14 protein-coding genes are annotated in these 12885 nt (G+C 36.8%); 6 read left to right on the forward strand and 8 right to left on the reverse strand.

Annotated features, from left to right (window positions below; translation table 11 throughout):
* Nucleotides 1-77: 77 nt before the first annotated feature.
* The 5 genes from ACN1CN_RS11945 (at nucleotide 78) to ACN1CN_RS11965 (ending at nucleotide 3678) form a co-directional block, all read left to right on the forward strand.
* Nucleotides 78-1241: a sigma-54-dependent transcriptional regulator gene (locus tag ACN1CN_RS11945; protein WP_264525045.1), complete on the forward strand. Its 1164-nt coding sequence runs from the start codon at nucleotides 78-80 to the stop codon at nucleotides 1239-1241.
* Nucleotides 1242-1330: 89 nt separating this feature from the next.
* Entirely contained in the window at nucleotides 1331-1993 is a 663-nt protein-coding gene (locus tag ACN1CN_RS11950; RefSeq protein WP_419135826.1) for a DEAD/DEAH box helicase, read from the forward strand.
* Nucleotides 1994-2019: 26 nt separating this feature from the next.
* A complete protein-coding gene (locus ACN1CN_RS11955) occupies nucleotides 2020-2238 on the forward strand; it encodes a putative signal transducing protein (protein WP_173966174.1) in 219 nt (72 codons plus the stop codon).
* Nucleotides 2239-2340: 102 nt separating this feature from the next.
* The gene (locus ACN1CN_RS11960; RefSeq protein WP_291285533.1) at nucleotides 2341-3144 is read left to right on the forward strand and encodes a Cof-type HAD-IIB family hydrolase; all 804 of its coding nucleotides are present in this window, start codon (nucleotides 2341-2343) and stop codon (nucleotides 3142-3144) included.
* Nucleotides 3145-3150: 6 nt separating this feature from the next.
* Nucleotides 3151-3678, forward strand: coding sequence for a GNAT family N-acetyltransferase (locus ACN1CN_RS11965; RefSeq protein WP_419135827.1), 528 nt, complete (start codon nucleotides 3151-3153; stop codon nucleotides 3676-3678).
* A gap of 116 nt (nucleotides 3679-3794) precedes the next feature.
* Here the strand turns inward: ACN1CN_RS11965 and ACN1CN_RS11970 are convergent, their stop codons facing one another.
* Complete coding sequence (locus ACN1CN_RS11970) at nucleotides 3795-4310, reverse strand: hypothetical protein (protein ID WP_264525040.1); 516 nt, start codon at nucleotides 4308-4310, stop codon at nucleotides 3795-3797.
* Nucleotides 4311-4813: 503 nt separating this feature from the next.
* On the opposite strand from ACN1CN_RS11970, the gene mtaB reads away from it, so the two are divergent.
* Nucleotides 4814-6148, forward strand: coding sequence for a tRNA (N(6)-L-threonylcarbamoyladenosine(37)-C(2))-methylthiotransferase MtaB (gene mtaB / locus ACN1CN_RS11975; RefSeq protein ID WP_419135828.1), 1335 nt, complete (start codon nucleotides 4814-4816; stop codon nucleotides 6146-6148).
* A gap of 238 nt (nucleotides 6149-6386) precedes the next feature.
* Here the strand turns inward: mtaB and ACN1CN_RS11980 are convergent, their stop codons facing one another.
* The 7 genes from ACN1CN_RS11980 to ACN1CN_RS12010 all read right to left on the reverse strand — a co-directional run bounded on the left by ACN1CN_RS11980 (nucleotide 6387) and on the right by ACN1CN_RS12010 (nucleotide 12781).
* Nucleotides 6387-6896: a hypothetical protein gene (locus tag ACN1CN_RS11980; protein WP_264526353.1), complete on the reverse strand. Its 510-nt coding sequence runs from the start codon at nucleotides 6894-6896 to the stop codon at nucleotides 6387-6389.
* 176 nt (nucleotides 6897-7072) lie between these two features.
* A complete protein-coding gene (locus tag ACN1CN_RS11985; protein WP_419135829.1) occupies nucleotides 7073-7789 on the reverse strand; it encodes a 3-ketoacyl-ACP reductase in 717 nt (238 codons plus the stop codon).
* 111 nt (nucleotides 7790-7900) lie between these two features.
* The gene (locus tag ACN1CN_RS11990; RefSeq protein ID WP_264525038.1) at nucleotides 7901-8488 is read right to left on the reverse strand and encodes an LURP-one-related/scramblase family protein; all 588 of its coding nucleotides are present in this window, start codon (nucleotides 8486-8488) and stop codon (nucleotides 7901-7903) included.
* Nucleotides 8489-8621: 133 nt separating this feature from the next.
* On the reverse strand, nucleotides 8622-8942 hold the full coding sequence (locus ACN1CN_RS11995; RefSeq protein ID WP_419135830.1) for a TonB-dependent receptor plug domain-containing protein: 321 nt from the start codon (nucleotides 8940-8942) through the stop codon (nucleotides 8622-8624).
* Nucleotides 8943-9063: 121 nt separating this feature from the next.
* Complete coding sequence (locus tag ACN1CN_RS12000; protein WP_419135831.1) at nucleotides 9064-11229, reverse strand: YfbK domain-containing protein; 2166 nt, start codon at nucleotides 11227-11229, stop codon at nucleotides 9064-9066.
* A 92-nt stretch (nucleotides 11230-11321) separates the two neighbouring features.
* Entirely contained in the window at nucleotides 11322-12278 is a 957-nt protein-coding gene (locus tag ACN1CN_RS12005) for a hypothetical protein (protein WP_419135832.1), read from the reverse strand.
* A 2-nt stretch (nucleotides 12279-12280) separates the two neighbouring features.
* Nucleotides 12281-12781, reverse strand: a complete 501-nt coding sequence (locus ACN1CN_RS12010; RefSeq protein ID WP_419135833.1) for an RNA polymerase sigma factor — start codon at nucleotides 12779-12781, stop codon at nucleotides 12281-12283.
* Between the last annotated feature and the right edge of the window lie 104 nt (nucleotides 12782-12885).

Consider the following 12885-nt stretch of genomic DNA (forward strand, 5'->3'; position numbering starts at 1 on the left):
TAAAAGAGGTACCATATCGGCAAAGATTCGAAACTTTGTTCCTCTGTACCTTTGCAACTTTGAACCTTAGAAAAAGAATGAGTAAAATACTAATTATAGAAGACGAAGCATCCATCAGAAGAGTTTTGGTAAAAATTTTATCAGAAGAAAATGATACGTATCAGGTAGATGAAGCTGAAGATGGTGCGGCGGGTCTTGAGAAAATAAAAAACAACGATTACGATTTGGTTTTGTGTGACATCAAAATGCCAAAATTGGACGGGGTTGAGGTTTTAGAAGAAGCAAAAAAAATCAAACCGGAAATTCCGATGGTTATGATCTCCGGTCATGGCGATATGGAAACCGCGATTCATACGATGCGTTTAGGCGCTTTTGATTATATTTCGAAACCACCTGATTTAAACCGCTTACTGAACACTGTTCGTAACGCTTTAGATAAAAAACAACTTGTGGTTGAAAATAAAATCCTAAAGAAAAAGGTCAGTAAAAACTACGAAATGGTAGGAGAAAGTGAAGCAATCAGTCATATCAAATTAATGATTGACAAAGTTGCTCAAACCGAAGCCAGAGTTTTGATTACAGGTCCGAATGGAACAGGGAAAGAGTTGGTAGCGCACCAATTGCACGAAAAAAGTGAGCGCTCTAACTTTCCATTAATCGAAGTAAACTGTGCTGCAATTCCGAGTGAACTGATCGAAAGTGAATTGTTCGGTCACGTAAAAGGAGCTTTTACATCGGCGGTGAAAGACCGTGCCGGAAAGTTTGAAGCTGCTGACAAAGGAACGATCTTCTTAGATGAAATTGGAGATATGAGTCTTTCGGCACAAGCCAAAGTGTTACGAGCGCTACAGGAAAGTATGATTACGCGAGTAGGAGCTGAAAAAGACATCAAAGTTGATGTGCGTGTAGTAGCAGCAACGAATAAAGATCTAAAAACTGAAATTGCAGAAGGCCGTTTCCGTGAAGATTTGTACCATCGTCTGGCTGTTATTCTAATTAAAGTACCACCATTGAACGAAAGACGTGATGATATTCCGGCGTTGATTACTCACTTTACAGAGAAAATTGCTTCAGAGCAAGGAAATTCGGTAAAAGTGTTTTCGCCACAAGCGATCAAGTTACTACAAGAGTACGATTGGACAGGAAATATTCGTGAACTTCGAAATGTAGTCGAAAGATTAATTATTTTGGGAGGAAATGAAATTTCTGAAACCGATGTTAAAATGTTTGCAAGCAAGTAAAGGCAATAGGCTTTAGGCTGGTGTGAGCATAAGAAATAAAATGAATTTTGGCTTGAAGGTTAAGGCTTAAAGCGTAAAGCATAAAAAAAATGAAACTAAAAAAAATAAACGAGAAGTTACAAGAGGCTCTAATTGAAAACGGTTTAACAGAAGCAAATGTTTTGCAGCAGGAAACTTTTTCGACTATTAAAAGCGGGGCTGATTGTATCATTCTTTCTCCGGCAGGGAGCGGAAAATCTACAACAATTGTATTGAATGTGATTCAGCAACTGGCAGGTCACACAGAAGAATCGCCACGTGCGCTGATTTTTGTAGAGGACAAGGCCAAGGTACTGGAAATGGAAGAGCTTTTTGAAAAATACGGAAAATATTCCAAGCTTGAAGTTTACGGAGTGCACGACAAAGGCGACATGGATTACGACAAAAACTATATCTCTACAGGGATTGATGTTTTGATTGGAACGCCAAATAAATTGAGCGACATGTTTACAACAGCGGGCTACAATGTAAATCGCTTGAAAATGTTTGTTCTGGACGATGCCGATCCTATTTTGAAGTTGCGTCACGAAACAAAGATCATGCGTATTTCAAACAGTATCGCCAAAACACAACGCATTATTTTTGCAGAAACCTTAACAGAACGCATTGAAATTTTGGCCGACAAAATGTTGTTGGAGCCTTATGTGTTTGATATGGAAGATGAAGAGGAACTTGAAGATGAAGAGGAAGAAGATATTGAAGAGGAAGAATAATTAAATAACAATAAAAATAAGATGTCATGGGATTAATGAAAGTGTATTCAGGTAGTGAAGTGTTAGCAATTGCTTTACAGGAAAGATTGGAAGAGGCAGGATTGGAAACAGTAAAGAAAGATAACATTCAATCGGCCCGTATGGCTGGTTATGGCGGATCAGATTTGGCAGTAGAGGTATTTATTCAGGAAACTGATTTTGCAAAAGCAAATCCGATTATCGAAGAGTTTAGAATGAGCCTTTAATAATTGTGGTTGTTTGTGAAGTGTGAAGTGTGAGATGTTAGATGTGAAATGTAAAGAAGCACTGCGACCGGGCACTAAGACCAAGAACTGAAAATAAAAAATATGCAATATAAAATGTTAGTGCTTGACATGGATGATACCTTGTTAACCGACGATCATAAAATTTCCGACCTTAATAAAAAAGTACTTCTCGAGGCACAGGCAAAAGGCGTGTACGTGGTTTTGGCTTCCGGCAGACCTACATCTGCAATGACGGCTTATGCTAAGGAATTAGAGTTAGATTTGAACAACTCGTATATCATTTCGTTCAACGGAGCGATCATTAGCACGGTGAAAGACGATGTGATTTTGTTTGAACAAAAATTAACGGTAGAGCAAATTCATGAATTGTACGACTACAGTGTAAAAAAGAACACCCATATCATTACCTATCTGGACGGTCAAATTATAAGTGAAACCGATTCGGAATACATTGAGGTTGAAAAAGAAATTACCGGATTACCTCACAATAAAGTCTATAGTTTTAAAGAAGCTGTGACAGAAGCTGCCGTAAAATGTATATTGCTGGCAGAACCTTCTTATCTGAAAGAAGTCGAAAGTGATTTGAAAGCAGCAATGCCACATTTGAGTGTTGCCATGTCAAAGCCTTTTTTCCTGGAAGCAGCGCAAAACGGAATTGATAAAGCCGCCAGTTTAAAACTTTTAGCCGAAAAGCTAAACATTCATCAAAGCGAGATTATTGCCGTTGGAAATGCGGGAAATGATCTGACCATGATCGAATATGCCGGACTTGGTGTTTGGGTAGACAATGTAACACCGGAATTGCGGGACAAGGCAGATGTAATCGTAGCTTCAAATAATGACGATGGCGTAGCTGAGGTAGTGCAGCGCTATATTTTAAATTAAATTTTTATGAAAGATCCAATTGAAACTGAACGACTACTTTTAAGAGAATTACTTCTCTCGGATGTTGATGGGATGTTTGAATTAGATTCTAATCCCAACGTGCAGCGTTTCGTGGGAAATAAACCCGTGAAAGAAATTGAGGAAAGTGTTGCCATGATAAAACACATTCAGGGGCAATATGAAGCTTATGGAACAGGGCGCTGGGCGGTAATTTTAAAAGAAACCAATGAGTTTTTGGGCTGGTCCGGAATAAAATTTATTACTACGGAAATCAACAACCATAAAGATTTTTATGAAATAGGATATCGTTTCATCGAAAAACATTGGGGAAAAGGCTATGCTACCGAAGCTGGAATAGCATTTGTGAATTATGCTTTTGATGTGATCAAAGCAGAAACTCTTTATGCTTATGCGGATGAAGGAAATAAAGACTCAAGAAAGGCTTTAGAAAAACTGGGTTTTCGTTATGTCAATTCCTTTGAGTATGAAGGGGAGTTGGAAGTCTGGTATGAATTAAAGAATCCCAACATATAAAGAGAATCCTAAGAAATGTGTTCCAAATCTTTGTAAACTCAACATGTATAAGATTTGCAAAGATTTGGAAAACAGCCCATAGTTTTTAATACTTAGAAAAAAGAAAGTATCAGGTATTATTTTTTAGCTACCGAAACAAAATATTTATTTCCGTCACCCATTGTCAGTTTTACGCGTTCGTCACAAAGATCGATTGCAAAATTGGCACTTTCGTAACAAGTACAAGTTGTATTTTTGTCTTTAGACATTTCAGTTTTACAATTGTTGTTTTTAAAAGTTGACAATTGCGGTGTGTATAAGCTTACTAAATCAGTAGAAGCGGTTACCAGTGAAATGATACTTGCTGAATTATTGTTTGTAATTCTGTAAACAATTCTGTCTGTATAGTTTACTTCGTTTACCGTTACTTTACGAATATAAGTGTAAGCTGTTGAGCCTTCACCCGGTTCTTTTACTTCAAATTTAAATCCAACCGCACGAATGGCAATATCAAATTGAGATTGAGAGTTTAAGCTCGCCCAAGTTGTCAATGTGCTGATAGATGGAAATGGATTAGCGGCAGGAGCAGTTTGTGCCTGAGCGCTAAAAAGGGTTAAGAACATCAAGCAGATTGTGGGTAAAAATGCTTTCATATGGAGTTTTAATTTTTAATTTTTGCCTACTCTTTCTGGTTTTCGGCCTTCCCATTTTTTACTGTAACAAAACAACAACATAACGACGGAAAATCAAAATTGTTATGTGCTATTTATAATTTAAACAATACAATTTTCGCTCCCTGTTTTTTGGAGAAGTGAAAGTACTTCTAAAAACAATTCAAACAAAGTTAAATGTAAGAAAATTTCAATTTAACAGCTAAAAAAATGTACTTAATCGATATTATTTGCGTTTAATCGATTTGTTTGTCAATTTATTCTTATCGAATTGCGGCTTTACTTTTTCCGGAGACTTTTTTTTAAAACCGTTATTTTGTTTGATTTATGGTTTTTTAAAATGAATTAAAATAGAGGTTCGTTGCAAAATGTTGATATATAGTGTATTATTGATTTTATTTTAAAGAATATTGTACGTAAATTTGCAAACTCTTCAAAAGAGATGTAAATGTAATATCTTACTACTTAAAACGTAGTTTATTCCTATGGAAAATAGAAAAAAAGTTGCCTTTTATACGCTTGGATGTAAACTGAATTTTTCAGAGACTTCAACTATTGCCCGAAACTTTAACGACGAAGGTTTTGATCGTGTTGATTTTGAGGAAATAGCCGATATCTATGTCATCAATACCTGTTCTGTTACAGAGAATGCCGATAAACAGTTTAAGCAGGTTGTAAAAAAAGCAATGAAACTTAATGAAAAAGCTTTCGTAGCGGCAGTAGGCTGTTATGCCCAGTTGAAACCAGAGGAATTAGCGGCTGTTGATGGGGTTGACCTGGTTTTGGGAGCTACAGAAAAATTTAAAATTACCGACTATATTCACGATTTGAGCAAGAATGATATGGGAGAAGTACACTCCTGTGAAATTGCCGAAGCTGATTTTTATGTGGGAAGTTATTCTATTGGAGATCGTACCCGTGCTTTCCTGAAAGTTCAGGACGGTTGCGATTATAAATGTACCTACTGTACCATTCCGTTAGCAAGAGGAATTTCGAGAAGTGATGCTTTGGAAAATGTATTACAAAATGCAAAAGAAATCTCAGCTCAGAACATCAAAGAAATTGTTTTAACCGGAGTGAATATTGGAGATTACGGAAAAGGGGAATTTGGAAATAAAAAACACGAGCATACCTTTCTGGAACTGGTTGAGGCTTTGGATCAGGTTGACGGAATTGAGCGTTTGCGAATTTCATCTATCGAACCTAATTTGCTGAAGAATGAAACGATTGAATTTGTTTCAACAAGCCGAACTTTTGTACCACATTTTCATATCCCGTTACAATCCGGAAGCAATGACATTTTAAAATTGATGAAACGCCGTTATTTGCGTGAAGTTTATACCGAACGTGTTAATAAAATTCGTGAAGTAATGCCTCATGCCTGTATAGGAGTCGATGTTATTGTAGGTTTCCCTGGTGAAACAGACGAACATTTTCTAGAAACCTATCATTTTCTTAACGAAATGGATATTTCGTACCTACACGTATTCACTTATTCGGAAAGAGACAATACCGAGGCTGCAAACATGTCCGGAAGTGTTCCGGCAAATGTAAGAGCGAAACGCAGTAAAATGTTACGCGGATTATCAGTTAAAAAACGCCGTGCTTTTTACGAAAGTCAATTAGGATCTAATAGAACTGTTTTGTTCGAAAGCGAAAATAAAGAAGGATACATTCATGGTTTTACGGAGAATTACGTAAAAGTAAAAACACCATGGAATCCTGAATTGGTCAATACCTTACAAGAAATAAACCTGACTAAAATTGACGAAGACGGAAGTGTTCGTCTCGAGTTTTTGAATAAACTGACAGAGGCTTAAACTTACATTTGTCATTTCAATTTCTAGTGTCATTTCGACGTAAGGAGAAATCACACAAGAAACACGACAAAGATTAGAGTTCCAGACCAAGTAACCCCCAATCTTGTCATTTCGACGAAGGAGAAATCACATAAGAAACTCGACAAAGATTGGCGAATTTAGGAACGGAGTTATTGATAAAAGACAAAAAAAACAGAAAAGCCCTTTGTTACAAAGGGCTTTTCTGTTTTTAAAATAATTACTGCTGATTTTCCGGAACTACCAGTTTCAGCGAATTGATATAATCGGTATCAAATTCAATTACTCTTATCTTTTGTGGATTAAAGCTTAATTCTCCGCCAAATTGACCTTTTGTATCCAGGAAATCGATGGTAAGTTCCTCCTCCGTCAATTCGATTAGCTTTCCTAAATAAGCCGATTTTGCTGATTTTTTAGAAATCTGAAAAATACCATACTTGCTGGTAATAAAATTTATAATGGAAGTTAAATCCCTTATTGGGATGATATCTTCGGCATTGGTTTTTAGCCCTTTCAGACGGATAATTTTTTCTGTAAATGCCAGATCCTGATCCCTGTGAATGGCTTCGATATTTTTATTTTTCAGCACTACAAAACCATCCAGAATAAAATCTACCGGATTGTTTCGCAATAAAATCCACTCATCCGAATAGTCAATTAGAAATCCTGTAAAAAGTTCTTTCTTGTCTGTGAATTCTATGGCGATTAATTGTCTTAAATATTGTTCCATCATATAAAGTTTTTGAAATCCAAATGGTAAAATCTTAAATATCAATACTAAAATTCCAAATTCCAACATTTTGCAAAAACTCCAAAAATTGGAATTTGGGATTTAAAAAATATTAGAATTTAAATTTAAAGCCTGTTGTATTGGAATTTGGAATTTAAAAATTTGGAATTTTATTATTAAGGGTTAGTAGACCAGATGCTGCTGTTTTTAATGAAAACGCGACGATTCAATTTCAATTGTGCGATAATCAATTCGGCTACATCTTCAGCCTGCATTACTTTCTCCGGATTTCCGTCGGTTAATTTTAAGTCGATAGCCAAATCAGTTGCTACGGTACTTGGTGTTAAGGCGGTAACACGAATGTTGTGTTTTCTCATTTCGTGCATTAAAGAATCCGTTAGTCCCAAAACAGCAAATTTTGAAGCGCTGTAAGCACTTGTAAGGGCGTTTCCGTTTAGTCCGGCTGTTGAAGAAATATTGATAATGTCACCTGTTTTTCTTTCAATCATGTTTGGAACAACAGCGCGGGTGGTATAATACGTTCCCATTAGATTTACTTTGATAATATTTTCCCATTCTTCCGGTTGCAATTCCAGAAAATTACCGAATTTACCGGTACCGGCATTGTTGATCAGAATATCAATATGTTTGAATTCAGCTAAAGCTTTTTCTACAGCCGTATTTATTGAATTAATATCCGATACATCGGCAGTTAAAGCCAGAGATTTTACACCCAGATTAGTGGTTTCAATGGCCAGTTGGTCTACATCGGCCTGTGTTCTTGAGACTAAAATTAAGTTAACGCCTTCTTTGGCAAGTGCAATTGCAATTGCTTTTCCTATCCCTTTTCCTGCTCCTGTAATCAGAGCATTTTTATTTTTTAAGTCTGTCATCATTGTAATATTAGAAATGCCAAAAGCATCATTTTAGTACAACAAAAATAAGGCTTTTGCTTCCTAAATGATGCTTTTAAGTGTTTTCTTAATCTAAGTTTAACAACTTTTTTATTCTTTCAAAACCATGTCGATACACATTACTGCTGCCATGATTAATTGTCTTTGCGGACTGTCAGCCCCTACAGTTTCTTCAATTTGAAGCACATAATTATCTGCACTGGTGAAAAGTTCTTTCCCCATTCCGGCCCATTTTTTGCTTACCTGTGCCAGTTGTTTGTTTTCATGCGTAAACTTAAAATCCCAACCGGTCCATTTTCCCTGAAGTGTAGCAACCGGTTTTTCGTTTTTATCTAAAATCTCAAATCTGCCGCCAAAAGAAAAGAACTTTTGTTTAAAGGTTCCTACCAGTCTGTCTTTCTCGTCAAAAACGGTAACAGTCGATCTGAGCCAGGCAATACCTCTTTTAACTGTAATTACTTTCTCGCCCGAAGCAGTTGTAATTTCAATATCAAAAGGAGTCATTCTTTTGTAATCGGTAAAGCGAAATATTTTGGTAAAAGTTCCCAGGTTATTTTCCCTGCAATTCAGAATGATCTGATTGCTTTCGGGATTGTAAATGTCGTAATTGTTTGCTGCTTTAAACATGCCAACATGTTCTTTCACAAGAAATAAATTCTGATTTAAGATAGGGTTCATTAAATGGGGTTTGAAATTGATTTGTAAATGATTTTTTAAAGATTGTAGTTTCAATTTTCTTTAAAGTAGATCAAATGTAAAAATAATTTTGTTAATAAACCCCTGTTAAAATAAAATCGACATCATTAAATCTTTAATTATTTTCCTTTGTTGTTATAATTATAGCACCATTTTTTCCTTTATCTCCATAGAGAGAAGTTGCTTCCGTTTCTTTTACAATTTTGATCTCTTTGATATCATTCGGATTTACTTTAGAAAATTGTTCCGAATTTATTATAACTCCGTCCATAATTACCAAAGGTGCATTCATAAGAGATTTTTTTGATGGTGCACATATTATGATCCGATTATTGGCATTTGCAGGCTTTGTATCAGAAATGGCTTTCTCCTGTGCATGTGAGATAAAGCAAAGAAATAGAGAAAAAGCCAGTGAAATGCGTTTTATATTTTTCATTATAATGTTTTAGATAAGTATTGAGATTCCCATCAGATTGATAACATCATTGTCATTCCGGTGAAGGAGAAATGACAATGATGTTTTTTAAGGTTCTTTCAAAAAAAAATAGGATCAGAGTTTAATTGAATTTAGCGGTTTCAATCAAACGAATAAATTCTGCTTTATATCCTTCGGCATCATTAGAAAGGCCTTGTCTGGCTAATTTCAAAATGGCATCCGGAGATTTATCTGAAATGAGTTTTGAATCTCTTAGTTTTAATCCGAACCAGGCTACCGAAGAACTGAATTTAAAATCATCAGAAGCTTTTTCTAAAGCAACAGCTTTGTTTTCAATTACCTGCACCATTTCGATACTTTTGTTACCATCCGGTTTTTTGTAACGGAATTTTATAGTTGCCAATTCATTGTTGTAGTTTGCTCCGGCTTCTTCTACTTTTGTATACTTCAAATCGTCCGCTTGTTGTACTAAATAGTCACTTTTTACTCCTGCAGGAATAATTTCGTACAAAGCCGTAACCGTGTGGTTGCTCCCCAGTTCGCCCGCATCAATAGCATCGTTCTTAAAATCTTCCGGACGTAACTTTCTGTTTTCGTATCCAATTAAACGATAGGCCTGAACTTGTTTCGGATTGAATTCGATCTGAATTTTTACATCTTTAGCAATGGCAAACATAGAACCTTTAAATTCTTTTCCTAAAAAGCGATTGGCTTCTTGAATGTTATCGATATAGGCATAATTTCCATTTCCTTTATCGGCCAGCGTTTCCATTTTGCTGTCTTTATAATTCCCCATTCCGTAACCCAGACAAGTAAGGAAAACACCGGTTTTTCTTTTGTCTTCAATTAGTTTTTCCATGTCAGAATTAGAAGTGTTTCCCACATTAAAATCTCCGTCGGTGGCCAGAATTACTCTGTTGTTCCCGTCTTTGATGAAATTTTCTGCTGCGATTTTATAAGCCAGTTCAATTCCGGCTCCTCCGGCAGTGCTTCCTCCGGCATTTAAATTGTCGAGAGCATCAACAATTGTTTTTTTCTCGTCACCGGAAGTCGGAGGCAAAACCAATCCGGCTGCACCGGCATAGACCACAATGGCTACTTTGTCTTTTCGGCGTAACTCATTTACCAGTATTTTCAAAGATTGTTTTAGCAGAGGCAATTTATTCATATCGCTCATCGATCCTGAAACATCAATCAGGAATACCAGATTGGAGGCAGGTAAGTTCTCTGTTGGAATGTTTTTACCCTGTAGACCAATTTTGAGGACTTTGTTTTTTGTATTCCATGGAGAATCGCTCAGTTCGGTGTGAATCGAGAACGGATTTTGATCCTTTGGCTGTGGATAATTGTATTTAAAGAAATTGACCATTTCTTCTACACGAACAGCATCTTTGGGAACGGCCTGACCATTATTGATAAAACGTCTCACATTGGTGTACGAAGCATTATCAACATCGATAGAAAAGGTAGAAAGCGGTGCGGTTTTTGGGCTCTCAAAAGCATTTTCTACAAAAGTATCATAATCTTCCTGATTGGGTTCTACCGGTTGAGGAGTGGGTATTTTTTTTAGTTTGGCATTTAATTCTTTCTCCGTAAGGTTTTTGTAAAGACCATTTTTGGTCTCAATTAATACGACCCCTTTTGAGGCTCTGCTTCCATAAATAGAAGTGGCAGCTGCATCTTTTAAGATTTTTACCTCCTGAACATCATTGGGATTGATCTTTGAAAATTGCTGTGATCTTACCGGAACGCCGTCAATAATATACAAAGGTTCATCTTTAGAAGAAACAGATCCCGTTCCTCTTATTATAATGTTTTGATTGGGAGACGGCTGAACATAATTGGGGGTGATTTGTGGTCCTGCAACTCTTCCCTGAAGCGTGGAGGTAATGGTTTTAGCCGCCTTTTTTTTGTCACGGCGACTGTATCCTCTACTTTCATATTCGGTATCTGATGTACCATAGGCGACAACCACCACTTCGCTCAGAGATTGATTTTGAGTAATTAACTTGACATTAATAACATTTTGATCACCCACAGTTTTAGTTTGAGAGCTGAATCCGATATAGCTGAATACCAAAACATCGCCTTTTTGAGCCTTGATAGAATACTTTCCGTCAAAGTCAGTTTGTGCTGTGGTTTTGGTATTTTTAACCACCAAGGTTACGCCCGGAAGCGGAATATTGGTTTCGTCGGTAACGGTTCCTGTAATGGTTTTCTCCTGTGCTGATGCTACGAAACATATAAGCATAGATAGGGCTAATGAAATAAGTTTTACGTTTTTCATGGTAGTAATTTTTAGATGAATAATCGGGTTGAGCGCGGTCAGAACTTAAAGCCCTGACCAGGATTTTTTGAAATTAAATGAGTGTTTTGCTGTTAGTCTTTTGCTGCAGGTTTTCCTTTTCGGGTCGTGATGATTACCACTCCTTTTTTTCCCTTTTCACCATATTTTGAGGTGGCTTCAAGATCCTGAAGAACAGTAATTGTTTTGATCTCCTGTTTGTTTAAAGGAGCATACGGACTGGTTGGGTTTTTGCCAAATAAGTCATCTTCAGAATAATATATTCCGTCGATAATGTACAATGGGGCATCCAGTACGACAAGAGAATCTACATTTTCAGGCTGTAAATTCGGAAGCTCTGCCTGCATCATCTGATCCCTTTTGGCATCGTCCTTGTGCGAGATGGCATTTCCATTCAAAACAATTAGAGGAGCACTTTTTTTGGCCATTGATACCTGCTTTTCTGCATAAGCCATTTTAGCTGACTCTCGCTGCATCGATCCGGCATAACCATAATTTGGAATGGCTTTGTCTTTTGCGACACTGCTTTCCTCTTCTTTATTTTTATAAGATTCGGATTGTACAGCTACCGGAGCAGCAATTTGATCTGGAACAGCTGATGGAGCGACTTCCGTAATTACGGCATTGTTGGGAGCAGATTGTATTTCCTGTAACGCTACTTTTTGTTGTTGTTTGATTTGCTGGTCTAAAATTTTTACCGCTTCTGCTTTCGGAACTATTATAGAATCGGAAGAAACAATTGCATTCTCTTGTTCCAAAGCAGGCTGCTCTGTTTCGTTAACTACAACTTTTGGGGTTGCAAGAGGAGTTGTTTTATCTGATTTTAAAAATTGGGCTCCTAAAGAAATGAGCAATAAAAGAGAGGCTGCGATGGCAATTTTTTTCCATAACGAAATGGTTTTTTTATCTTCTTTTTTGTCCAGTTTATCTTCAAGGCGCGACCAGACTTTTTCCATTCCCGGGAAATCTTTAGTTTCCGAGTGCTGTGCGGCCTCTTTAAATTTATCGAATACTTTATCTTGATTGTCCATGACTATTTTGCTTTTTGGTAATACAATTTATTGACTAACTCCTTTAGTTTGGTTTTAGCGGCATTCAATTGTGATTTCGATGTGCCTTCAGAAATGTTCAGCATAGCGGCTATTTCTTTATGTCCGAAACCTTCAATAACAAAAAGGTTGAAAACCGTTTTACAGCCGTCCGGAATATGGTTTAGTAAATTCAGTAAATCTTCTTCTTCCAATGCGTTCACTTCCTCGGTAAAAGGTTGCGAAAGCAGTTTGACATCATCAAGGTACATATTGAAATTGGTGTTTTTCTTGATGGTTGCCAAACAATGGTTGACGGTAATTTTTCGCGCCCAGGCCTCAAAAGCCAAAACTTCTTTAAGTTGCTCCAGCTTTGTAAATATGGTATAGAAAGCGTCAGCTATAGCTTCTTCTATTTCTTCTTCCTTCTTAAGGTATCGTTTGCAAACGCGATACAGTTTTGGAGCCATGTGCTCATACACCTGACGCTGGGCGTCACGATGCATTTTTTTGCAGTTGGAAATTAGAGTTTCGTTTATCACAATTGTTGTCTTTATACTAAAGAGGGCTTAAAAGATAAAAAGGTTGGGAGAGAAATGAAAAAAAGTTC

This window comes from Flavobacterium sp. T12S277 (assembly GCF_048514875.1).
Classification (GTDB): Bacteria; Bacteroidota; Bacteroidia; order Flavobacteriales; family Flavobacteriaceae; genus Flavobacterium.

Bases quoted from the DNA above. Each gene is read 5' to 3' on its own strand.
- ACN1CN_RS11990 (WP_264525038.1), bottom strand. From the start codon at position 8,488: ATGAACCCTATCTTAAATCAGAATTTATTTCTTGTGAAAGAACATGTT.
- ACN1CN_RS11970 (WP_264525040.1), bottom strand. From the start codon at position 4,310: ATGAAAGCATTTTTACCCACAATCTGCTTGATGTTCTTAACCCTTTTT.
- ACN1CN_RS11950 (WP_419135826.1), top strand. From the start codon at position 1,331: ATGAAACTAAAAAAAATAAACGAGAAGTTACAAGAGGCTCTAATTGAA.
- ACN1CN_RS12000 (WP_419135831.1), bottom strand. From the start codon at position 11,229: ATGAAAAACGTAAAACTTATTTCATTAGCCCTATCTATGCTTATATGT.
- ACN1CN_RS11980 (WP_264526353.1), bottom strand. From the start codon at position 6,896: ATGGAACAATATTTAAGACAATTAATCGCCATAGAATTCACAGACAAG.
- ACN1CN_RS11985 (WP_419135829.1), bottom strand. From the start codon at position 7,789: ATGACAGACTTAAAAAATAAAAATGCTCTGATTACAGGAGCAGGAAAA.
- mtaB (WP_419135828.1), top strand. From the start codon at position 4,814: ATGGAAAATAGAAAAAAAGTTGCCTTTTATACGCTTGGATGTAAACTG.
- ACN1CN_RS11960 (WP_291285533.1), top strand. From the start codon at position 2,341: ATGCAATATAAAATGTTAGTGCTTGACATGGATGATACCTTGTTAACC.
- ACN1CN_RS11995 (WP_419135830.1), bottom strand. From the start codon at position 8,942: ATGAAAAATATAAAACGCATTTCACTGGCTTTTTCTCTATTTCTTTGC.
- ACN1CN_RS12010 (WP_419135833.1), bottom strand. From the start codon at position 12,781: ATGCATCGTGACGCCCAGCGTCAGGTGTATGAGCACATGGCTCCAAAA.
- ACN1CN_RS11965 (WP_419135827.1), top strand. From the start codon at position 3,151: ATGAAAGATCCAATTGAAACTGAACGACTACTTTTAAGAGAATTACTT.
- ACN1CN_RS11945 (WP_264525045.1), top strand. From the start codon at position 78: ATGAGTAAAATACTAATTATAGAAGACGAAGCATCCATCAGAAGAGTT.
- ACN1CN_RS11955 (WP_173966174.1), top strand. From the start codon at position 2,020: ATGGGATTAATGAAAGTGTATTCAGGTAGTGAAGTGTTAGCAATTGCT.
- ACN1CN_RS12005 (WP_419135832.1), bottom strand. From the start codon at position 12,278: ATGGACAATCAAGATAAAGTATTCGATAAATTTAAAGAGGCCGCACAG.